This window comes from Christiangramia fulva, assembly GCF_003024155.1.
Taxonomy (GTDB): Bacteria; Bacteroidota; Bacteroidia; order Flavobacteriales; family Flavobacteriaceae; genus Christiangramia; species Christiangramia fulva.
In genome coordinates this window covers 1,619,338-1,643,460 of the sequence record NZ_CP028136.1, presented here as the reverse complement: position 1 = coordinate 1,643,460, position 24,123 = coordinate 1,619,338, and the positions used below count along the sequence as shown (strand labels likewise).

Sequence of the window (24,123 nt, the reverse complement as noted above, 5' to 3'; positions counted from 1 at the left end):
TAATTAAAGTTTAATATTAACACCCAATGTATAAATCTTTGAAACGGGATATACCTGATAACCCACATTTCCATCAACTCCCAGAGTTAAAGTACTGGTAGAAGCAATCTCTGGATCAAGTCCATCATATCCGGTAATGGTAAACAGATTAGTTCCCTGTACATATATGCGCAGATCCTGTACCCTTAATTTTTCAACAATATTATCTGCAAAATTATATCCTATTTGAAGGTTCTTCAGTCTAAAGAACGAACCATCTTCTACAAAATATGAATTTGGCCCTGTCTCGCTGTTTCGAATAGTAGCACTAAGTGCTGGTAAGGAAGCATTGGGATTTTCAGGAGTCCAGGAATCCAGCACACGGGTACTTCTGTTTCCGTCAAAGAACAATGGAAAATCTGTAAATACTTTTTGATAATTGTAAATATCATTTCCCTGTGAGCCAGAGAAGAATGCAGAAAGGTCAAATCCTTTATAACCGGCTGTCAGGTTTAAACCATAAGTGAAATCCGGGTGAGGTGAACCAATTTTAGTTCTGTCAAGGTCATTTATCACACCATTATTGTCAATATCGGCATATTGAAAGCGACCTACTCCTGCAGCAGGAGATGCGAAGCCCTGGTCGGCAGCGCCAGAAACTTCGGCTTCAGAAGAGAAAATTCCTATTACTTTTCTTCCATAGAAGTAAGAAAGCGGCTGACCTACAGAGGTTCTCGTGATAGATCCTACTCTAAATCCACTGTCTCCAGGTTGAAACTCACTGATTAAGTCGGTTACCTCATTTTTATAATGGGAAACATTCAGATTAAACCCATAAGTGAAATCTTTTGTAGGAAGGCTTTGGTATCCAAGACTAAAATCTACCCCGGTATTTTTAATAGAACCAAGATTAACATAAGGAGCACTTGCATCAATAGCTGTGGTACTGATCAAACTGTTATCCTGAGTAATAAGATCTTTGGTTGTTATCTCATAGAATTCTAATGTAGCATCCAGTCTATCATCGAACATTCCTAAATTCAGTCCAATGTTCTTGGTAACACTGGTTTCCCATTTAAGATCGGGATTCCCAACTGCCGACAAAATTGCTCCTGTAGTGGGAGTACCACTTCCCATAAAAACGTAGTTAGCATACTGTTCATCAAGATTGGAAATATTAATTGTCGGGTTTCCAACTGGTAAGGTTTGATTACCTAATTCACCCCAGGAAGCCTTTAGTTTTAATCTGCTTATTGTATTACTTTGAGGGAAAAAGTTCTCATCGCTGATCACCCATCCAACACTAAGTGAAGGAAAAATATCGCTTTGGTTATCCCCGCGGAACCTTGAAGATTTATCCCGACGAAGGGTAGCTGTTAAATAATATCTCCCGGCGTAATTGTAGTTGGCTGTACCGAAAATTGAATAAAGTGTAGAGGTACCATCGTACGCATAATCAACTATAGGAGAACCGGTTCCATTTGAAAGTAAGTAAAAGTCCGGATCTTCAAAAAGATATCCGCTATTAATAACTCCTTTTCCCTTTCCTCTTTGAGAAAGAGCCTCTATACCTGCTACCGCATCAATACTGTGTTCTCCGAAATTATTATCATATTGGACGGTATTGGTCCATGTCCACTGATAGTTCTGAGCATCCTGTTCTGTAAGCGTATTGGTAGAAATAGGTTCAGAATGTTCGGGATTTAAGGCAGTGAAAAATCTTCCGTTATAATACTGCACATCCGCACCAATTGATGTTTTGACGTTGAAATGCTGCAAAACTTCCAAAGAAGCATAAACATCCCCAAACATACGTAAGGATTTACTGTAATTATTTTTAGCTCTCAAAAGGTTGGCAACCGGGTTGTTAGCATTACCCAAACCTAGCGAAGGAGAATAGGTACCGGTAAAAGCACCGTTATCATCCCTTACAGGTAGTAGAGGTGAAGCTCTCAGGGCATAATTAACCTGATTACCATTTCGCGTTTTACTAAAAGAAACGTTCAAATGCTCTCCTACTCTTAACTTATCCATTATTTTAAATTCAGAATTCAGTCGGGAAGTTCCTCTCTCAAATCCTGTTTCTAATTGAACTCCCTGCCTTTTCAGGTAGTTAAGAGACATTAAATATTTGCCGTATTGATTCCCATTTTGAAGAGTAACGGAGGCATTATAGGTAGGCGCGGTTCGGAAAATCTCATCCAGCCAGTTTGTACCGCCTTCAGGAACAGTAACCGGAACAGGTGCTCCCAGAATCGTACTTGGTACAACCGGCTCAGCACCGTTGCCATATTGAGCATGCTTCACTTCAGTACCATCATTTCGCAGACTTTCAAAGATCATTTGCCCATGTTGCTGCGGATTTAACATACCAGGAAGATTTGACGCCTGGGCAAAACCAACATATGAATTTACAGTCATTGATGGCTTAGCCATGCTATATCCTCCACCTTTTGTGGTTATAATTACAACACCGTTCGAGGCTCTTGCCCCATACACAGCTGCCGCACCATCTTTTAAGACGTTCATCTGTTCGATATCGTTTGAGTTCAAACTATTTAGAATCGCAGGATCGTCAGTTTGCACCCCATCAATAATATAAAGGGGATTGTTATTATTACTGGTACCATAACCGCGAATCCTTACGATAGGTGAAGAACCAGGCTGGCCGTCACTTAAAACCGTCACCCCGGTAACCCTACCCTGAAGCGCTTCTGCCGCGTTCACGATAGGTGTTTTTGTAGCCTCTGAAACATCTACAGATGATACAGAACCGGTTACATCACCACGTGTTTGGGCGGTATATCCCATTACAACCACTTCATCCAGCTGGCTGGTGTCTTCTTCAAGAGTGACATCGATCTCCTGCTGATTTCCCACCACAATTTCCTGGTTTTTATAGCCTACATAGCTAAAAACCACGGTCTGGCCCGGAGCGGCTTCCAGGCTATAATTTCCGTCAAAATCGGTTTGAGTTCCCGTATTTGTTCCTTTAACAAAAACGTTCACACCCGGTAAAGGGACACCATTTTGATCGGTTACAGTTCCGGCAATTGTTTGTTGCACGTACGAAGAACTTTCTCCTTCAGCAGCAAATAGCTGTGGGTTTACAACTATGCCAAATACAAATAGCATGTATAGACACAGGAGAGTTCTTTTTTGAATGCCCGGAGAAAAATCAACGGGAGTAGTAGTAATCCTCATGTTCATAATTAATAGTTAATTTAGTTGGTGTGTTAAAAATATACAAAAACAGTAGAATATATTAAGACAATATTAATAAAATAAAGATTTATCGCAATAGTATTAACATTTTAATATTCCCAAATTTTTTAACGTAAAATTTACACTTTAATGTAAATTGATCGTTTATCCATCCAAAGCGCTATAAGCCAAAGAAGCAGCATATAACATATTGCAAAAAGAAGCGAAGCATTCAAAGCCGACAACCAGCTAAGAAAAAGATTTTCATAAATAATTACTTTTAAACTTTCGCCTCCTATATGGATTAAGCCAATGATTTCAATTATAATTCCGGAGAGGATGTAGATAAACAGCGGATTCCTTCCAAAAACTTCAAAGAAGTATGCACCTTTTTTGAAATTAAGCACTTCAGTAATAAAAATAAGGGCACCTAATATTAAAAGATCCCATCCTATGGTATACAAAACGTAAGAGCTTGTCCAAATTGGTTTATTAATAGGAAATGCAGGATCCCAAATGAGAGCCACTGCTAACAGGACGATTCCGCCAAGCGCAAGTTTCCAGACTGTGGTAAAATTATTCCCTGATTTTTGAATGAAAATTCCCGCAACATAACCTCCTATCACATTCACTATGGCAGGAATGGTACTTAATAAGCCTTCGGGATCAAATGGTATCCCGTAGCCGTGATACAAATTTTCGGGATCAAAAAAGAACAGATCCAATTTCAATTCAGCATTACCTTTAAGGCTATACGGATCACCCGGATCTCCAAAATAATACATTAGCCACCAGTAGATCAAAAGAAGAGCAGCACCAATAATCAAAACAGGTTTTATTTTAAGGTACCTTATGAGTAAACCGGCGAACATATAGCATAAAGCAATACGCTGAAGCACTCCCATTATTCTTATATCGGCAAAATTCATCAACTGCCAGCCTTCCTGGGCATCCCGATAAATAAACGGAAAGCCATTAAGGAAAAGGCCTATAAGAAAAATAATAAGCGTTCTTTTAAAAAGCTTTTTCAAAAAAGCACTTTCTCCTTTAGCCTCATATTTTCTAAGGCTAAAGCTCATGGCATTCCCAATTACGAAGAGGAATGTTGGAAAAACAAGATCGGTAATAGTGAATCCGTGCCAGGCAGAATGTTCGAAGGGACCATAAATGGTTTCCCAGCTCCCGGGTGTGTTCACTACTATCATTAAAGCAATGGTTAAACCCCTTAAAATATCAAGAGCTAAATACCTTTCCTTAACGTTGGTCATAAGATTTTTTTTAACACCTGTTTCACAAATAAACAAAAATTAAATTAAAATCCTGCCGTTTTCAATATTTTTTTTATTCTACACTTTCTTTAATAATTTTTTTTATAAAGTTTATTCAGAAATAGATAATTCCTTAATTTTGTTTTCTACTTTTAAGGTGATACAGATTTCAGTAATTACTTTTGCCCTGAAAGAGAAATAAATAAAGATGAATACATTATTAGAAGACTTTTTTATCAACACCGATTTTCTACAGGGATTATCACATGTCGAAAAGAAGAAACATTTTCAGAAACTTAGAATATTAAGATTTCTGTATTTGCAGGGACCTACCACCAATGCCGAAATTTGTAACGCGTTTAATTTCAGCCTGCCCACTTCGATGGCACTCATAAATCAGCTCATCAAGGAGGGACTCATCGTAAAACAGGGAAGAGGTGAATCTGTGGGTGGAAGAAAGCCAGATCTTTTCGCAATTAAACCGGGAACTTTTTTCGTTCTCAGCATACATATTGACCGTTTCAATATCAAACTTGCTATTGTAGATAATACAAATTCCACGATCATAGAAGAAGACATCCCTTCAAAGATCTCTTCTGAGGTAAATATTGTTGACACCCTTTTCAATTATGCGACTGCTTTAATTGAAGAATCTGAAGTTGATACCAATAAATTACTGGGAATAGGCATAAGCATGCCCGGCCTTGTTTCTTCAAAAGAAGGAAAGAATTTCACTTATTTCCTCTCAGGACAGGAGTCTTTATCATTGCAGGCTGCCCTGAAAAAACAGTTTGACAAGCCTGTCTATATTCTTAATGACGCTAAAAGTGCCTGTCTTGCAGAATTCAGGTTTGGAGAAGCTAAAAATAAAGAAGATGTACTGGTAATTTCTATGGACTGGGGAATTGGCCTGGGAATAGTGATGGGCGGTAAGATGCATACGGGAACTTCTGGTTTTGCAGGAGAGTTCGGACATATTCCCATGGTGGAAGATGGAGAATTATGCCACTGCGGAAAAAGAGGTTGCCTTGAAACCATTGCTTCCGGACTCGCCCTTGTCAATAAAGCGAAAAAAGGCCTTGCGGCAGGTGAAACTTCATTGCTAAGTTCTATGGTGAATGATGATTCAGAACTAAACCCTGAAATAATTATTGAAGCCGCAAATCGCGGCGACCAGTTTTCTATTAATATCCTTTCTGAAATAGGCAGCAATCTGGGAAAAGGAATTGCCATTTTGATCCAGATCTTCAATCCTGAACTGGTTATCCTGGAAGGAAAAATTGCGGAAGCTAAAAAATTCATAACTACTCCCATTCAGCAATCAATGAATACTTTTTGCATGATTCAGCTTAAGGAAAAAACAAAAATTGTTCTTTCCAAACTCGGTAGAAACTCTCATTTACTTGGTTCTACTGCTGCTGTCGTTAACAATGTGTTCAAGAATCAGCTTAAACTGGAGAATGATATAGGAAAATAAAAATTAAACCTTTGTTTCAACAATTATGGCGCGATTAAACTTATTAGAAGAGACCCGATTTGAAAAATTACCGGTTACTGTTTATTCTGAAGAAAGCGTTGCAGCTCAAAAAGTAGCGCAGCATATCGCAGAGATCATCCGGAAAAAACAGGCGGCCAATGAAATGGCCGTTTTGGGACTTGCAACCGGAGCCACTCCAATCCAGGTTTATGCAAATCTGGTTAAAATGCATCAGGAAGATGGTTTAAGTTTCAAAAATGTCATCACCTTCAATCTTGATGAATATTACCCCATGCGCCCCGACGCGAAACAAAGCTATGTTACTTTTATGGATGAGCATCTGTTCAGCCATATAGACATTCCAAAAGAAAATATTCATATCCCGGATGGCACTCTTCCAAAAGATGAAATAGCCGATTATTGCCTGGACTATGAAAATAAAATAGGAGAATTAGGAGGTCTCGACCTGCAGATACTCGGGATTGGTAGAACCGGGCATATTGGATTTAATGAACCAGGTTCTGCGCCCAATTCAGGTACCCGTCTGGTTACACTTGATGACCTGACAAGAAGGGATGCCGCCAGGGATTTTGGAGGTAAAGAAAATGTGCCAACCAAGGCGATAACCATGGGAGTAGGCACCATTTTCAAGGCCAAGGAGATTATACTCATGGCCTGGAGTAAAAAGAAAGCTTCCATTATCAAAAAGGCCGTTGAAGGTGAGATGTCTGGCAATGTGCCGGCGACCTATCTTCAGCTTTCAGATAACGTTCGATTCATTCTTGATGAAGATGCGGCTTCTGAATTAACTCGATTTAATACCCCATGGCTTGTAAAAGATTGTGTTTGGGATAAGCCGCTCATCAAAAAAGCTGTTATCTGGCTTTCTTCCGAAATCCAAAAACCCATTCTTAAACTTACCGATGAAGACTATAACAATCACGGTATGGCGCAGCTGGTCACTGAAGTTGGCTCTGCATACGATATAAATATCGATGTCTTCAATCAACTACAACACAGCATCACCGGCTGGCCCGGTGGGAAACCAAATGCCGATGATTCTCAGCGACCCGAAAGAGCCGAACCTGCTCATAAACGATCGCTGATCTTCTCCCCGCATCCCGATGATGATGTCATCTCGATGGGAGGTACTTTTATCAGGTTGGTGGACCAGGGGCATGATGTGCACGTGGCTTACCAAACTTCGGGAAATACAGCAGTTTGGGATACCGATGTACTTCGTTATGTGGAATTTACGATAGATTTTAATAAAAGCATCAACAAAGACACCGCTGAACTGGAAAAAGTTTATGACAGAATGCGGGATTTCTTTAAAATCAAGCAACCTAATGATGTAGATCTTGAAGAAATCAGAAACGTAAAGGCCTTTATAAGAAAATCTGAGGCGTATGCCGGTGCGCGCTATGCCGGACTGGAAGACAGCAATATCCATTTTATGGCGCTTCCTTTTTATGAAACGGGAAAAACCGTTAAAAATCCTGTGACCGATATTGATGTGGAGCAAACAAAGGCTCTTCTTCAAAAAATAAAACCTCACCAGGTATTCGCAGCCGGAGATTTTGATGATCCTCATGGAACCCATATTGTATGTTTCAGGATCATTCTTGAGGCGCTTACGCAGTTAAGAAAAACCGAAGAATGGACAAAAGACTGCTGGCTTTGGATGTATCGAGGCGCCTGGGATGAATTTGAGACTCATGAAATTGAGATGGCAGTGCCATTATCTCCTAATGAAGTTCATAGAAAGAGAAATGCCATTTTTCAGCATCAATCTCAAAAAGACCGTCCGGTTTTCCCCGGCGACGATGAAAGGGAATTTTGGGTTAGGGCCGAACAAAGGAACCGTGAAACCGCCTTCAATTATCACGAATTAGGCCTTGCCAACTATGAGGCAATGGAAGCCTTCGTCAAGTGGAAATTCCAGGATGAAAAATAAACAAGGAGTTATTTAAAAAATTAAAAGCCGCCTTATATAGCAAATAAGACGGCTTCTTTTTATACGCTTAGCGTATATTTCTACTATTTATCAGGGTTTAAAATTATAAAATACTCCGTTCACCTTTTTTCTGCCACTATCTTTCTCCCAATCTATACCGGGACTGTTGAAAAAATGGATCCCCATTTCATTCAGGCGTGGGCCATGTTTTGCAAGTCTTTCCTTAAATTCAGAGAATTGTCTTTTTGCAGAAGGGGTCCATGCAACCTCAGCTACTGCAGCAGCTCTTGGCCAGAAGCGATCATCCATGGCCTGGTCTGTCCACACCTGCTCTGACCACACCGGAGCTTCCACTCCTATTACATGCGGATTTGAGCTTGAAAAACTGTAAACTTGTTCCACGGTGATCCCGTTTGTACACCAGGTAGCCGTATTTTTTTGTTCCGGAGTATTCCCATGGTCAAGGTAAAAATTAGCGCATATAGATTCTATGACCTTCACATCTTCCATCACACTCTCTGTTTTGCCATTCCATTCCTGGCTGATAAAATCAGGACTCACTTTAGTTTGGGTAACTTCCTCCCAGCCTACAGGAATTTTATTGTAATGATGAACAATAGAATCTGCCTTTACCACAAATTCTTTATAAAGCGGATCTTCTATCTCGTCGCCACCCATATGGATCCAGGGGCCTTTAGTTATGCTGGCAAGTTCTCCCACTACTTCTGAAACGAAATCATAAGTTGCGGGATTTTCAAGGCAGAATCGGCTCCATCCCACATCATGACCGGTAAAGAGATCGGGCGGAAGCGCTTTTTTAGGATGAATATTTGCATTTTCAGCACAATTTAATTCGGGATACGCCAATAGCGCGGAATAAATATGGCCCGGCATATCAATTTCGGGAACCACAATAATATTTCTTTCCAGCGCGTAATCCTGTAATTCTTTATATTCTTCCTGGGTTAGATATCCGGAACGGCCATTATCAACCGATCCTTTAGAGGCAACTTCCGTTAATTTTGGTTTGCTTTTTATTTCAATTCTCCATCCCTGATCATCAGTTAAATGCAAATGAAGCCGGTTAAGCTTATATAGGGCCATGCGGTCAACATGACGTTTCAAATAATCAAGACCGAAGAAGCTCCTGGCCACATCAACCATAGTTCCTCGCCAGCTGTACTCAGGCTTATCTTCAATGTTTGCATAACGAAGGCTTACTTTTACCTTTTTCAGATCATTTTGCTCAACGGCAGGCGGAAAGAACTGTCGTAAGGTCTGTACCGCATAGAACAAGCCGGCATCGGTGGCTCCTTTCAGAACAACTCCCTGCGCACCAATATTGAGCATATAGCCCTCCTCTCCCAATTTGTCTTTAAGTGAAGCATCTTTAATTATTTTCCAGTTACCACATGAAAAATCATCATTTTGAGTAAGGCTTACGGTACCACCGGTATTTTTCAGCAGTTTCTCAAGCCATGCCGCAGTTTTTCCGCTTCCCTCATTATAACAAATAATGTTTTTCTTCGGAATGGTATAACTTCCATCCTGCCAGGAAACTTTCATTGGCAAAGGAATAATTGCCGGTTTTGAGAGCGATTGCTGCTCCTGTGTCTTCTTCAATCCGGAACAGGAAAAAAGAAAAGTAGCCGCAAGAATTAAGACGGCATATTTTGAAATTTTTGCACTCATAAATTTTAAATTAAGAATTAAGTATTAGAGGAAATATGCTTTAAAAACAAACTCATAATCTTCAGGATTCATATCGATCATTGATCTCTACTTTAGAAACTTCCACAAAAAGTTCAGCTAATTTCTTACAAACAGCCTGAAAAAATCTTTCTCCTTTTTCCTTCATGGCTTTTTTCGGATTTCCGATACCCGTATCATCAGTAACAGCAGACCATTTTCGCTCAGACCAGGCCCAACCTTCCCTTATAGCCGAAATTTTTGATTTTTTCTCCCTTCCATCACCGGCCTCTTCAAGCGGTGATACCACTTCAGGTTTTAAGTGGAGCATGAGACTTGTTTCCATTTCATCGGCGTGATCTCCTGAAGCTTCAAAATATTCCTCTTTATTCACCACCTGAAAAAAATTGGTCATTAGCAGGAACATTTCAGGAAATTTCAATCCCAGTTCCCTCAGGAGTGGCTTGAAATTATTTCCGCCGTGCCCGTTAAGCACGATGAGTTTTTTTATTCCCTGCCGGTTCAATACCTCAATAATATCGGCTAAAATTGCCAGCTGCGTGCTGGGATTGAGATTCATGTCCAGCCTTATATCTGCCTGGCCACTGTTCACCCCAAAAGGGATATTTGGTAAAATAATATGTTTAGCACCGGCTTCAAATGCATACCTGCCGGCCTCAGCGGCAATGGCATCAATTTGATAATTATCGGTCGCGTACGGCAGGTGATAATTATGAGCTTCTGTGGCTCCCCAGGGAAGAACTGCTAATTCTATATCAGCATCTTTAATATTTTTCCAGTTGTTTTCTGCAAGAATATAAGGCCTCATTTTTTACGAATTTTATGTCCGGATGTTGCAAAATAAAATATGAAGATATAACAGGGCAGCAGGATCACGTATGCATAATGAACGCTCCAGTTATCGGCAAGAGCCCCATACAATAAAGGAATAATGGCTCCACCGGCGATTCCCATAACTAATAATGAGGAAGCTGCTTTTGTGAACCTTCCCACATCAGCAAGTGCCAGGGGCCAAATTGCCGGCCACATGAGCGCATTGGCAAGACCTAAAAGCGCGATGAAACCTACAGAAACATAACCCGTTGTAGCCAGTGCCAGAATTGAGAAAATCACCCCGAGGATCGCAGATACGCGTAAAGCATTATCCTGTTTAATATATTTTGGAATGGTAAAAATCCCTATTATATATCCTAAAACCATGGTAAACATGGTGGCGGTAGCAAAGTATTTAGCGGTGGTAAGGGGAAGACCAAGCGAAGCTCCATAATTAATAATACTATCGGCAGCGATCACTTCTACTCCCACATAAAGAAAAAGGCTTATAACCCCTAAAATTACATGAGGAAAATCGAAAACGCTCTTTTTTCCCGCATTTGTTGATGTAAGTGTTTCATCTTCTTCTTCGGTGTCAACTTCTGGCAATGAAGATTTATAGACCCAGAAGGCAAGAGCGAGAAGAACAACAATGATCCCGATATATGGAGGGATTACACGTGAAGCCATTTCATTAAGCTCCGCAATCTTTTGGCTTTCCGTCAGGTTAGCGATTTCAGCACGCAGTGCATCTGCTTTTTCCAACTGTAAAAAGAAACCTATCAGGATAGGAGCCAGCGCGCCCGCAAGTTTGTTGCAAATTCCCATGATACTAATACGCTTCGCTGCACTTTCAGCAGGTCCCACAATAGTAACATAAGGATTAGAAGCCGTTTGGAGAATAGCGAGACCGCTACCCATAATGAACAGGCCTAATAAAAATAAAATATAGGTTCGTGTAATGGCCGCCGGAATAAATAGCAGCGCACCAAAAGCCATGACGATAAGGGCTACCGACATTCCATTTTTAAATCCGAAAATAGTCAGCGTTCTGGTAGAAACCGGGGCCATTACAACATAGGCGATGTAAAAAGCAAAGGTGACGAAGAACGACTGGAAAGTTGTTAATTCACAGGCAATCGCCAGGTACGGGATCAGAAGGGAATTAAGCCAGGTTACGAAACCAAAAATAAAGAAAAGCGCGCCGATAATGATAATGGCGTTTTTCGCATTTGATTTTGCAGAGGAAGCCTCCATTTGAACAGAAGTGTTTGAATTGGCCATATCAAATGTTTATAAAGATATTATATCTGTTTAATTAAAATTAATTTATTTATCAAGCATCGCCGCAGAACCCAGTACGGAAACATCGGGCATGGCGGATGGAAAAATTTTCACTCTCTTTAATATTCTTTTAAAAGGAAAAGTATTTATTGTTTCCATTAAGGATTTTTCAAAATATTTAAAAGAACGGCTTATGGAACCTCCAAGGATAATCGCTTCAGGGGATAATATATATAAGATGAGTTTCAGACTTTCCGCCAGATGTTTCCCGAATTCGTCAAAGATCTTTAAGGCTTCCGGATCACCCTGTTCGGCCTTTTCGAAGACTTCTGCTCCTTCACGCTGATACTGAAGTTTAAAGAATTTCCCACTGCAATAATCTTCAATGGTGCGGTCGAGATAGGGAATATTGGCAAGTTCGCCGGCACCGGAAAGTGTTCCCGAGTACAATTCGTGGTTAATAATGATCCCCGTTCCGTAACCGGTTCCTAAAGAAACACCTACAAAATTCTTATAGGTCTTTCCCTGGCCGTATTTTTTCTCTCCCAGGGCAAAAGTATTGGCATCATTAGTAATTCTTACAGGCTTTTTAAAATGCTTTTCCAGGCTGTCTTTTAAATAGACTTCTTTCCAGGAAGGAATATTCCAAAGATCATAAACAATTCCCTGTTCTTCATCTATCAGTCCCGGGACACCGATCCCGATCCCTACAAAATCATGGCCACATAAGCTCTCGATGCCTTCGATAAGTTCATCTATAATTTGCTTTTCGGGTGCATTGGCCGAAGTAGCTATTACCAGATCTTTAAAAATTTTAGAATCCTTAATAGCTCCTATATGCATTTTCGTCGCCCCAATATCTACCCCTACTATGATGTCTTTCATAAATCGTTATTAATAGATCTTTTTACCGTGATCTAAGCTGAGATTTCTTTTATTTTAATATTACGCCAATAAACTTTTATGCCGCCGCCGGCATGGATTTGAAGTGCTATTTTTCCGGTGGCCTCTGCAATTTTATCATCGCTGAGTTCAACCATTTTAACACCATTCAGCCAGGTAGTTACCTTTCCATCCAGCACGCGAATTTTCATGGTATTCCATTTGCCGAATTTCAAGACTCCTTCTTTTGAAGGATCTGGTTTTATAAGCCATCCGCGTCCGTAAGATTCATAAATCCCACCGGTATCATGGCCAGGAGGAGCAACTTCTACCTGCCAGCCCGAAATTTTTGTTCCTTCTATTTCAGAACGGAAGAAGACCCCGCTATTACCATCAGCTTCCTGTAAAAATTCAAGCTGCAATTCGAAATTTTTATAATTGTTCTCAGTGGCCAGATATCCATATTCTTTATCGGGGCCACTTTCTCCTACCAGCAGATTATCATCAACATACCATTTTTCGGTTCCATAGATTTTCCATCCCTGCAAATCCTGCTCATTAAAAATTTTCTTTTGAGAACTGCAGCCTGTGAGTATGAGTACTCCTAAAATGAGTAAATATTTATACCGGTAGTCCATAAATTTACAACTTTTTAATTTTTATGTTCCTAAACCAGATTTCGCTGCCGTGGTCCTGTAATCCTATATAACCAGTCTTTGCATTTCCATAATCCGGATAATCTTTCCATTTTCCTTCTTCCTTCCTTTTTTGCCATTCTTCTGATTGTGGATCGAATTCAACGGTTTTCTGACCATTCAACCAGTAGGTAACTTTATCATCAGTCACGCGGATCCTCGAGGTATTCCAATTGGTAACATCGGGAAGATCGAGATTTTTATAATCGGGTACATACATCCCATAATCAGCACCGATCTTCTGCCAATCCTCAAGTTTTTCCGGGAAATTTTCACTATCGATTATCTGGTATTCTGGTCCGGTAAAATAAGGAGCCTCATATTTGTCATCTTCAACAACATGATAAAAAACGCCACTGTTTCCCTGCGGTGATAATTTCCATTCCAGGCTAAGGTCAAAATTTCCATATTTTTCTTTGGCATAGATTATATCACCGCCAATATCACCGCCTTTACCAAGAGATTTAAGGGTTCCGTCCTCAATCACCCAGCCTTGAGGAAGTCCGCTTCCTTCTTTATCATTATAGCCACGCCAGCCTTCCGCATCTTTTCCGTTAAAAAGGTAAGTCCATTCAGAATCATTTTGGGTCTTTTGAGTAGTTTTATTGGGGACTGTTTCTTCGGAGACTTCCTTTTTTTCATTGTTTTTACAGGAAAGCATTAGTACCGATGCCGCTAAAAAAAATAGTATTCGTTTCATATTTTCAATTTTATATTTATGATAGTTTCATTTCCCGCGGATCCCATTTGATAAATTTATCCTGGAAGTAACTTTGGTTGCACAACAAAGCCGGTGCTGCCGCTCGAAAGGCAAATTGAGGATCTTCCACCACGCTGCCGTTGTTTCTTATGGCATTAAAGAAATTGGCAAAATGATCATAATGCGCTCCTTTATATCCATCCTGTGCAGTATAAACTGTCTCTAATGGCGGCAGCATTTTTTTGCGATCCCTTTTTTCAGAAAATTCTTTTCCTTTTTCAGCAAAGAAAGGATCGTCACTTGGAACATTTTCATTCCTTTTTAAGGTAACACGGTCCCATTCAACGTTCATGGAACCTTTATTGCCCACGATCTTGAGGTAGGTGCTGCCACTGGTGCCATCAATGAAATTACAGCGCAGTGAAAGGTTGAAAGGTTTATGAGCTTCTGTCTCGGGATAATCGAACATGCCCAAAAGAACGTCAGGCACTTCACGCCCATCCTTCCAGTAACGAAGTCCGCCCATTGCCGCAATTTTGGTAGGGCCCATTGAATTGGTGATAAAGTGAAGGCTTGAAAACAGGTGAACGAAAAGGTCTCCCGCCATCCCGGTTCCATAATCCAGATAATTTCTCCATCTAAAAAACCGAAGCGCATCGAATGGACGTTTAGTAGTAGGCTCAATAAACCTTTCCCAGTCTACGGTTTGTGGAGAAGCATCATCAGGAATGGGATATTGCCAGGCACCTAAAGGGGAATTTCTCGCCCAGAAACCTTCGGCATAATTTATATCTCCAATAGCTCCTTCTGCCAGCAGCTCTTTTGCTTTTTCATTACCTAAAGAAGAAAGACCCTGGCTACCGACCATCATGATCTTACCCGATTTTTTCCAGGCATTGATCACTTCTTTTCCCTCGTCTATGGAATGGACCATGGGTTTTTCGCAGTAAACATTTTTTCCGGCATTGAGGGCATCCACACTTATTTTTTTATGCCAGTGATCTGGGGTACCCACAATGACCGCATCGATATCTTTCCGTTTAAGAATATCCTCATATTTTTTTGTAAGAAATAGATGGTCACCCCATCTTTTTCTAGCGTCTTCCAGCCTGCCATCGTAGAGGTCACATACGGCCAGAAGCTCAATATTAGGATGCTCCAGGGCGGTCTTTGTATCAGCGGTTCCCATACCTCCCGCTCCAATAAGTGCTATTCTTAAGGTTTTTTCTGTATTGCCGGAATGTTTGCGTTGAAGATATTCCTGAATAGGCATTTCTGCAGCAAAGCTCATTGGTGCGATTGCGGAAGCGGCACCTGCAAGTCCCAGGTTTTTTATAAAAGTTCGGCGGTTTTTCTTCATAATTCCCGAATTAATTTTAACTAATGTACAAACTTAATATTAAATTTTTTACTTAATAAATGAACTTTTGTAAAAAATTTTAAAATTATCGAGTACTTTGACTTTCAGGACAAGTATATATTCTTCAAATTAATGTTAATGATAATATTAAAACCTTAAAATTCTTTTGTCTTTTTTGAAGAAACTGCCTTAAATGATCTCAATGATTATTCAGATAGAAACCGTGAAAAATCTGAAGTTCTATCTTTGTTTTTATCCAAAATTTCTAATGCTTCATTTACTTCGGAAACCGGATATTTACAGGTTTTATTCTGGCAGACATAGATGAGCGTTTGTTCGGGAACGAGTTTTGCTTCCAGTAGCGGTAAGTTTTCTGAAGTTCCGCCCATAAACAGGGAGGTGGGTAAATATTCTTTTTGGATTTGATGATTTTTCTTCACAGCCTCGTCACCCATAATGGCAACTTCATAAGTTCCAAATGCTTTTATACCCATTAACCTGGTCCAGTTGGCATAAAAGAAAGGCTGTTCCACAACTTTTTCCTTCATAATATTCAGCATTTGCGAACTGCGTTTTAAATACTCCTTATTTTCCGTCAGTTCACCCAAAATATAAAGGTTATGAGCCATAACCGAATTCGAGGAAGGCAGCACATTATCATCTAATTCAAAATTCCGTGCGATCACCGCATTTTCTTCTTCCGAAGAATAATAAAACATTGCGCTTTCTGAATCGGAAAAATGCTGAATAGCATAGCCGGAAAGTTGATTTGCGAGCTCCAGCCAGTTTTTATCAAAGTTCACCTGGTAAAGATCTATATAGGCTTTGCTTAAATAGGAATAATCGTCAAGGAAAGCTTCCACTTCTCTGGTGCCGTCCTTATTATAATTTCTAAATAGCTGATGGTCGCCGGCGATCATATTTTCTTTTAGAAATTCTGATGTTTTAATTGCCCTTTTAAGGTATTCTTCTTCTCCCAGGGCAGTATAGGCATCAAGGTAGGCATCGATCATAAGGGCATTCCAGGCCGTAAGAACTTTATTATCAACTGTGGGCTTCGCTCTTTTTTCCCTTTCCTTTTTTAGTTTTTCCAGTGCATCTTCCATTTCATTTTTAAAGTCGGAAAGCTTCAAATTTTTCTTTTGTGCGTATTCTTTATAGGAATCGTTCCTGTATAAAATGTTTTTTCCATCCTCCCAGTTGCCATAGGGAGTTATATTGAAAAAATCTACAAAAAGGTCAGCCTTCTGCTTATCTAAAATGGAACGTATTTCATCTTCGGTCCATACATAATATTTACCTTCTTCGCCTTCAGTATCGGCGTTCATTGATGAATAGTAACCTCCTTTGCCATTGGAAAGTTCTCTTTCCACAAAATTTATGGTTTCTCTTATAAGTTTTTCATATTCCTCATTCCGCGTGACTTTATAGGCTTTTGAGTACACACTTATAAGCTGGGCGTTATCGTAAAGCATTTTTTCAAAGTGCGGTACATTCCATTTAGAATCGGTAGTATATCTGGAGAAGCCTCCTTCAACCTGGTCATAAATCCCTCCTCTTGCCATTCTGGTCAGGGTGGTATTTACAAATTGAAGTGCATCCTGGTTTCCTGTGAGATAATAATATTCCAATAGCGCGTCCCAGGATAATGGAAGCGGAAATTTCTGTCCGCCTTTATATCCACCTCTGCGGAAATCCCATTTCTTTTTCCAGTTCTCGATTAAGGATGAATATTCCCTTTTGGTAAAATCAGCAGTTTTAGCAGGAATACTATCAAGCAGATTATTTTTCCTTATTCCCCGGGTAAGCGCATTCGCGGTATTTGTAAGCTGATTTTTATCCTCTTTATAAGCGGTTGCAATATGCTGGAGGGTTTTTTTCCATGTATCGGGAGGAAAATAAGTACCTGCAAAAAATGGCTTCCCGTCTGGAAGAGCGATAACATTAAGCGGCCAGCCACCACTTCCATTTAACAAAATAGCCGCATTCATATAGGTTTTATCGATATCGGGGCGCTGCTCACGATCAACCTTAATGGAAATAAAATTCTTATTCATTATAGCTGCAACCGCAGTATCCATGAAACTTTCCTTTTCCATCACATGGCACCAGTGACAAGCCGCGTAACCAATACTTATGATTATGGGTTTATCTTCCTTTTTTGCTTTTTCAAGAGCTTCAGGTCCCCATTCGTACCAGTCAACAGGATTATCTGCGTGTTCCCGAAGGTATGGGCTGCTGGCATTTGCCAGGCGATTTTCAACAATCTGGCCTGAAGCCTGTTCTTTTTCTGTTGAATTACAGCTAAAACAACTTATTATTAAAATAAAAGCTATGGTAACTAAGGAAAGCCTGGGAAGCATGGAAAGATTTTAAATTTGAAGCACAATATACTTAATAGGAACTTATTTCCCCATACTTCAAAATCAAATCTATATACCTATTTGCATATGTCCCCTTTTTAAACATTTTCCCAGGTGAGATCTCCCTGGTATTTCCGGGAAATTTCGCCATTCTCATCCATCAAAAGCAAGTGAATCCATTCATTATCGCAAAGATTTCGCACATCAGCATGCTTTTCCAGGACCTTGTTTATTTCCTCTAAAGGTGCTTCTATAACTACCTTCAGCCTCACAGGCTCATGCTGATATTTCTCACCGTCAAAAACTGACTGATGTGGCAAACCTACCCTAAGATCGCCGCCATAACCCTCTAAAACGCCAACTCCAGCCGTTAGGTTATGCAGGGTCTTATTACCTGCTCCAAAATGCTCATTATCTACTGTTGAAGCATAGTATTGAAGATTGATCCAGCTGGTGACTATCATAGGCGCGGTCATGATGGATTCAAGAACTGAAAAATCTTTATCGGCTTTCCAGTTATAGGAATGTAAAAATGACTGTCCTTCCAGGTTTATATCTTTGGTTCGTTCCCGGGAAGCGACTACAAAGGCCTTACAGCCTGCCAGGCCCCATTCCGGACGTACCTGTGACCAGTCTTTACTGCGTTTGAAAATGGCAGTTTCTATATTGTCATCAATAGAAAATCTTACTGCTCTTTCTGTTCGCGAAGCTTTTCCAGCTTTTTTCAGTGAATTTTTTAGTTCTGCCAGGTTCTCTTTTTGGTCTTCAGGGACTTCTGCTTCATTAAAAATAGTAACCTCATCGGTGGTAGTATCATGTAAACACGCCAGAAAAAAGGTCGACGCCGGGATGTGAATACCTTCCTCTTTTAAAAGCTTCCTTACCTGTTTATCATTAAGTACCGATGCGGCTACCCTGGCATTAGGCTCTCCGGTACGTCCCCCACAGGCACCACAATCATATCCGGAGGCATGCGGATTGTTTACCGTTGTTGAACCATGCCCTACGATCAGCACGAAATTTGCAAAATCTTGAGTCAGTGACATCGCTTTTAAGGCATTTTTGGCCAAACCAACTCTTTGCTCAAGGGGAATGCCTATGGTCGTATCCCCATGCTGTGCGACCTCTAAACTGATTCCTTTACCATTTAAATATTTTCTTTTTATGCCCGCTTTATCTGGGGATGCCACTGGGCGCGTAATTCCAAAAGAATCGGTAAACAATTTTGGCAGATAGGAAAGACCTAAAGGACTCACAAAACTGAAGCAGGTTACGGCGCCTGATCGGAAGGATTTCCAAAGCTGTTGAACCTGGTTTTTAAATATTCTGTCTTTATAAGTATGAGCTGTATCTGCATCATCAGAATAATTTTCCAGTACGGTAGGCCCGGGCTGGATAAGCACCGGACATTGCGCCTCCCCTTTCTCATGGGCAAGTGGCACGTAATTGACAGGAAAACCGAAAAATCCGGCAAAGCCAAGAGTTTCTATTCCCTGGTCTGCCATTTCTAAATTTCGGCGAAATACTTCAGATCGCACATCTATACAAAAAATAGCCTGTGCCTTAACATCAGGTGTTCTATTAGCCTGATCTTTTCTTGCTTTCTTAAATTTATCAACTATTTCTCGCTGAGCTGCCAGTTCAAAGGCTTCCTGTAACACGAGCATTTCCGAAATTTTCCTGGTTTTTTCAGAATCTGAACTTAAATCTAAAAGTCTGTATCTCGCCAGCTTCCAATTTTTTTGTAATTCAGTATTTTTTAAACTTTCGAAAATACAGGCTTCCCAACAGATCAAGACACTCAGAAATTCCAGCAATTTTACCCCTTTTTCTCCATTCATTTCGCTTTCCCAGTCAAGACGGGCGGTATAGGCCGCCCAGCCTCCCATTTTCAAGAGTAAGCGATGCAAATAAAAACTCAGTCCTTCCACAGGTATTTCGAGTATAGAAAGGGACTTCAAAGCTGCTTCAACAGGTTCACCGGGAAGCTTACTAATAAGACGTCGAAAATTTTTTAATCCGCTGATCTCCGGGGTAAAATCAACCTCGGCTTCAGCTTTCCATACATTAAAAATTCCCTCTTTTTGATTCGCTGTGCTCCAGGTCGCCTGCCCATTATCAAAATAAGAAGCGGCCCAGCCGGAGATCCTGTTTGTAAAAAAACGATTCCAGTCTTTTTGTGTGACCTGTGAGGCCACATCAGTTAAGGTGGCGATTGGAGGTCCTGCAGGAACCATCTCTTGTTTATAAAGAGAGTTCATAAAATTATCCAGATCTTCACCGGGCAATATTTTCTCCAGCGCAGCATTAATATCGCTTCTGTTTATCTTTCCTTCCTCGAGTTTATTCCTATAAAATGAAACTGGTAAGGTTGATTGAATTCCTCCAAGTTTAGCAAGCCTTTGGGCCGTAGAATGGAAATCTTTATCTGCAAAACCCAGGTATGGATTAACAGCGACAAAATTTTCTAAAGGCCAGACGGGTGCGATTTTGTTGCAGGCCTCCTTCATTTTCTTTTTAAGATTAGCCGCTGTGATATTTTCTTTAATCGATAAAACCTGATCTTCCATAGTATTTATAGGTGTTATAATTTGTCTTTTATTAGGCTATTTGTTCCTGAAGTTCTTTTGTCGCTGCTTCTTTTGTTTCATATTTTGAAGATTCCAGGCTTCTCAACATTTCTTCATTTTTGGAAGAATGAATTCTTAAAGAACCTATCAATCTATCGAAAAGAGCATTGGCATAAAAACCATTTCTAATATGTATAGCCAGTTTTTGATATGAAGGTTTTGATGAAAGCTGCGGTGCGATCATTTGTATTAGAACAGTCACTCCAAACAGCAGCAGTAAGATCCCCGCTACAATAATTTTTCCTTTGCCTGGTCTTACCAGTTCTGGTATACTTGAATAGAGAATATGATGAGTTCCCGATTCCAGTAGAAAAAAAGCGGTTATCACTACCAGACCAATAAAGAGCGTACGTAGCATGAAACCAGAATTCCATTTCTTAACAATGGCTGATGTAAATATTCTCGAGAGTCCCATCACAATTACTGCTCCTATGATCAGCAGGGAAAATTCCCGGTCGAGGTCAATGCCCCAGGTAATGGCGAAGACCGCATAAAGGGCCAGAGCCATAAGAATTCCTAAAATTATTTTAGCAGGAGAATGCTTTTCAGTTTCTTTTTTTATTCTGGAAGCTTTAAGGACATCAATTCCACTTCCTGAAGAAAGAAAAGAATGAGCCTTGTAAAAAGAGTGAGCGACGAGATGCAGCATCGCGGCAGAATATACTCCCAGGCCGCAGAGCATTAAACTAAATCCCATATGAGCCACACTTGAATACCCTAAAGCAGTCTTAACAGATGTTTGGGTAAGGAAGATTATCGAAGCGAAAAGTGCGGTCAATCCTCCAATGCTCATTAAAAGCAGCGGCGTGACCGTGCTTGCATTAATTACATAAGCCATTCTAACAATAAGGAATGGACCGGCATTGAGTAAACCTGCATGGAGTAAAGCCGAGACCGGTGTGGGAGTTTCCATCACCTCGATCAACCAGCCGTGGGTAGGAAATTGTGCCGATTTCAGAATAGCTGCAAAACCAAGAAGCAAAGCCGGAGCTTCTAATCCCCAGAATGGCAAATTCCCGGCTGTATTCCGGATACTTGCAAAGATGGTTTCCAGGTTTCCCGATCTGAATTGATTGTAGAGCAGGATAACGGCAAGGAACAAACAGAGGTCCCCCAGTCTGGCAAGAATAAACTTCTTTTTTGCGGCAACCCTTGCGGTAGGCCTGTCTTTATAGAAAATTAATAAACGATGCAAAGATATACTGGTGAAGATCCATGATACCAGGAGCAGCCCCAGGTTGCCGGAAAGCACCAGTAGTTCTACTGAGGCAATCGTCGCGGCTAATCTTCCAATAAAGGCTCCATGCTTTTGATCGCCTTCCAGGTAATTCACGCTAAATTTGATTATGATAAAACTTAGCAGCGCGATCATTAAAAACATGATGCTGCTCACAGAATCAAGCCTTATGCTGAAACCCAATTTATCCAGTCCCAGAAAACCAGATTGAATAAGACTATTATTATAAACAGAAAGACAGCTGAAAACTGCGATAATAATGGTGAGAATACTTGAAATGGAACCCACTGCTATGACCATTTTAGGTCTTCTCCCATCCTGGAACCTCGAAGCAAGCGCCGTAAGCACAAAACCAAGAGGCGATAAAAGAACAATTAGTGTGATAATTTTTTCTGACATGTTACTTTATTAAATCAGTTCTAAAAAAATTTCTGAATTAAGCCGAATAGCTTTTCCTGATGCGCGGGCGAGATCGATGAGTTCTCCCGCTTTAGCCTGGGCGTGCTTTAGCTCTTTTATCCTTATTTCTGAATAGGTATCCTTTTCACCGAATCTTATTTCAGAACTAAAACATTTGGACTCATGGAAATTGATCTTCCTGGTGAAAAGGGCATTGAGAATTTCTGATGCCTCTCCGGGATCATATTCGCCCTTTACAAGAGAAAAGACTTCCCTGCTTTCTTTTGATAATTCCTTTAATTGGATTTTTGTTTTCATATCATTCTTATTTTTCCGGAGCCAAAATTGGAAAAAATAATCCATTAATTTTCATTTATATTTGCAATAGGAATCATTAATATTTTTTATGCATTACACTATCAATCAGCTAAAAATATTTCTTAAGGTCGTTCAGTATCGAAGTATTACCAGGGCTTCAGAAGAGCTTTTCATGACCCAACCCGCGGTATCCATTCAGCTAAAAAATTTTCAGAATCAGTTCAATATTCCTCTTACCGAGGTTATTGGCAAGCAGCTTTATATTACCGATTTCGGGAAAGAGATCGCGATAATTGCAGAACGAGTCATTGGGGAAATGGAAAATATCACTTACAAAACGCAGGCATTTCAGGGACTTTTAACAGGAAAACTAAGCATCACTTCTGCTTCCACAGGAAAATATGTCATTCCTTTCTTTTTAAATGGATTTCTGGAAAAATATACTTCAGTAGATCTGGTGCTGGATGTTACCAATAAATCCAGGGTGGTTCAAAGTCTCAAGAACAATGAAATAGATTTTGCCTTGGTCTCTGTTTTACCCGATAAGCTGGAGATCGAAGAGGAGTTACTTTTAGAAAATAATTTATACCTCATGGGGAACTCTTTGGAAAGAAATGAAACCAAACCACTGATTTATCGCGAGGAAGGATCGGCCACCCGAATGGCTATGGAAAATTATTTTGAAACTCACGAAGGCAAAAAGAGAAAGGGATTTGAACTGACCTCTAATGAAGCGGTGAAACAGGCAGTGCTGGCGGGTATGGGTCTCTCCATTATGCCATTGATAGGGATGAAAAATGAACTTATTAATAAAGAAATCCATATTCTTCCCGCCGATGAGCTACCCATTAAAACAGATTGGCGATTAATTTGGCTAAAGGATAAAAAACTTTCACCGGTTAGTCAGGCATTCCTGGAATACATAAGGGCGGAAAAACAAAATATTATTCAGGATTCCTTTGGCTGGTATCTCAATTATATTGCTAAAAGATAGAAAAAGCATGAATCAAGGGAAACCTCGTATTGATATAAAGATTTAAAAAGAAATTAGGATTTTCTATTCTTATTTCTTCGTAATTTCTAACTAATCATATATACTATATTTGAAAAATAAAACCTTATTTCTGTGAGGAAAAAATTAACAGACAGACCGGCGATTTTTAGCATTTATATTTTGCTGATGCTTTTTTGCAACCCCGCCCAGGCACAGAATTTTAAACCTGAAGAGATGCCGCTCTCAGTGTCTTCGAGTCACGGCTCCAAAGAAACCCTTATGATCTACCTCACCGGCGACGGTGGCATGAACGGCTTCAGCAAATCCTTCATACACGCACTGGAACTACAGGGATACGGGGTGGTAGCCCTGGACAGCCGCAAATATTTCTGGAATGAAAAACAACCCTCGCAATTTGCCAGTGACTTAGAGCAGGTCGCCAAATATTACCAAAAGTTATGGAACAAGCCTTTTGTTGAGGTGATTGGTTATTCTTTCGGGGCCGATGTCGCGGCATTTCTTCCGAAGAAGATTTCATCAGGCTTTCGCAGTGAGCTTAAAAAATTAGTGCTTTTGTCCCCCTCTTCCAGCACCGATTTCGTCATAAGGCTGCGGGACCTCCTCGCTCATGGTGACAGTACCGACGGGAAATATAAAACAGCACCCGAGCTACAGAAGCCGTCGGTGAAAATTACCTGTGTCTTCGGAAAAGACGAAACGCTCTTTCTTAAGGATCGGCTGAAAGATGTCGATAAGGTGACCATCAAAGAGATACCCGGAGATCATCAATATCAGAAGGATTTTAATCTCCTGATGAAAATTATAAACATGTAAGAAAATTGCAGCATTTCCC

17 protein-coding genes are annotated in these 24,123 nt (G+C 40.3%); 4 read left to right on the top strand and 13 right to left on the bottom strand.

What is annotated here, in order from left to right:
• Positions 1 to 3: 3 nt before the first annotated feature.
• Together C7S20_RS07540 and C7S20_RS07535 are read right to left on the bottom strand one after the other, a co-directional pair.
• Positions 4 to 3,189, bottom strand: coding sequence for a SusC/RagA family TonB-linked outer membrane protein (locus tag C7S20_RS07540; RefSeq protein WP_227009121.1), 3,186 nt, complete (start codon positions 3,187 to 3,189; stop codon positions 4 to 6).
• Positions 3,190 to 3,323: 134 nt separating this feature from the next.
• The gene (locus C7S20_RS07535; RefSeq protein WP_107011912.1) at positions 3,324 to 4,451 is read right to left on the bottom strand and encodes an acyltransferase family protein; all 1,128 of its coding nucleotides are present in this window, start codon (positions 4,449 to 4,451) and stop codon (positions 3,324 to 3,326) included.
• Between the two features lie 208 nt (positions 4,452 to 4,659).
• Between C7S20_RS07535 and C7S20_RS07530 the strand changes: the two genes are divergently transcribed.
• Entirely contained in the window at positions 4,660 to 5,928 is a 1,269-nt protein-coding gene (locus C7S20_RS07530; protein ID WP_107011911.1) for an ROK family transcriptional regulator, read from the top strand.
• A 25-nt stretch (positions 5,929 to 5,953) separates the two neighbouring features.
• Positions 5,954 to 7,885 carry a glucosamine-6-phosphate deaminase gene (gene nagB, locus C7S20_RS07525; RefSeq protein ID WP_107011910.1) on the top strand — a complete coding sequence of 644 codons (1,932 nt, stop codon included), beginning with the start codon at positions 5,954 to 5,956 and terminating at the stop codon, positions 7,883 to 7,885.
• 90 nt (positions 7,886 to 7,975) lie between these two features.
• On the opposite strand, the gene C7S20_RS07520 is transcribed toward nagB, so the two are convergent.
• The 11 genes from C7S20_RS07520 to C7S20_RS07470 all read right to left on the bottom strand — a co-directional run bounded on the left by C7S20_RS07520 (position 7,976) and on the right by C7S20_RS07470 (position 22,276).
• Positions 7,976 to 9,577: a beta-N-acetylhexosaminidase gene (locus tag C7S20_RS07520; protein WP_107011909.1), complete on the bottom strand. Its 1,602-nt coding sequence runs from the start codon at positions 9,575 to 9,577 to the stop codon at positions 7,976 to 7,978.
• Between the two features lie 61 nt (positions 9,578 to 9,638).
• Positions 9,639 to 10,403: a creatininase family protein gene (locus C7S20_RS07515; protein ID WP_107011908.1), complete on the bottom strand. Its 765-nt coding sequence runs from the start codon at positions 10,401 to 10,403 to the stop codon at positions 9,639 to 9,641.
• Positions 10,400 to 11,692 carry a sugar MFS transporter gene (locus C7S20_RS07510; protein WP_341476518.1) on the bottom strand — a complete coding sequence of 431 codons (1,293 nt, stop codon included), beginning with the start codon at positions 11,690 to 11,692 and terminating at the stop codon, positions 10,400 to 10,402. The genes C7S20_RS07515 and C7S20_RS07510 overlap by 4 nt, the downstream gene beginning before the upstream one ends.
• A 45-nt stretch (positions 11,693 to 11,737) precedes the next feature.
• Positions 11,738 to 12,577, bottom strand: a complete 840-nt coding sequence (locus tag C7S20_RS07505) for an ROK family protein (RefSeq protein ID WP_107011907.1) — start codon at positions 12,575 to 12,577, stop codon at positions 11,738 to 11,740.
• Between the two features lie 32 nt (positions 12,578 to 12,609).
• The gene (locus C7S20_RS07500; protein ID WP_107011906.1) at positions 12,610 to 13,212 is read right to left on the bottom strand and encodes a 3-keto-disaccharide hydrolase; all 603 of its coding nucleotides are present in this window, start codon (positions 13,210 to 13,212) and stop codon (positions 12,610 to 12,612) included.
• Positions 13,213 to 13,216: 4 nt separating this feature from the next.
• A complete protein-coding gene (locus C7S20_RS07495; protein ID WP_107011905.1) occupies positions 13,217 to 13,969 on the bottom strand; it encodes a 3-keto-disaccharide hydrolase in 753 nt (250 codons plus the stop codon).
• A gap of 16 nt (positions 13,970 to 13,985) precedes the next feature.
• Positions 13,986 to 15,329 (bottom strand): Gfo/Idh/MocA family protein, encoded by a 1,344-nt coding sequence (locus tag C7S20_RS07490; protein WP_107011904.1) that lies wholly within the window; start codon positions 15,327 to 15,329, stop codon positions 13,986 to 13,988.
• A 206-nt stretch (positions 15,330 to 15,535) separates the two neighbouring features.
• Complete coding sequence (locus C7S20_RS07485; RefSeq protein ID WP_107011903.1) at positions 15,536 to 17,692, bottom strand: thioredoxin domain-containing protein; 2,157 nt, start codon at positions 17,690 to 17,692, stop codon at positions 15,536 to 15,538.
• Between the two features lie 98 nt (positions 17,693 to 17,790).
• Positions 17,791 to 20,262 (bottom strand): YbcC family protein, encoded by a 2,472-nt coding sequence (locus C7S20_RS07480; protein ID WP_107011902.1) that lies wholly within the window; start codon positions 20,260 to 20,262, stop codon positions 17,791 to 17,793.
• A gap of 31 nt (positions 20,263 to 20,293) precedes the next feature.
• Entirely contained in the window at positions 20,294 to 21,958 is a 1,665-nt protein-coding gene (locus C7S20_RS07475; RefSeq protein WP_107011901.1) for a proton-conducting transporter transmembrane domain-containing protein, read from the bottom strand.
• Positions 21,959 to 21,967: 9 nt separating this feature from the next.
• Positions 21,968 to 22,276: a hypothetical protein gene (locus C7S20_RS07470; RefSeq protein ID WP_159039896.1), complete on the bottom strand. Its 309-nt coding sequence runs from the start codon at positions 22,274 to 22,276 to the stop codon at positions 21,968 to 21,970.
• A gap of 88 nt (positions 22,277 to 22,364) precedes the next feature.
• Here C7S20_RS07470 and C7S20_RS07465 point away from each other — a divergent pair, with 88 nt between their 5' ends.
• Both C7S20_RS07465 and C7S20_RS07460 read left to right on the top strand, forming a co-directional pair.
• A complete protein-coding gene (locus C7S20_RS07465; protein ID WP_107011899.1) occupies positions 22,365 to 23,270 on the top strand; it encodes a LysR substrate-binding domain-containing protein in 906 nt (301 codons plus the stop codon).
• Positions 23,271 to 23,402: 132 nt separating this feature from the next.
• Positions 23,403 to 24,104, top strand: coding sequence for an alpha/beta fold hydrolase (locus C7S20_RS07460; RefSeq protein ID WP_159039895.1), 702 nt, complete (start codon positions 23,403 to 23,405; stop codon positions 24,102 to 24,104).
• Positions 24,105 to 24,123 lie beyond the last annotated feature (19 nt).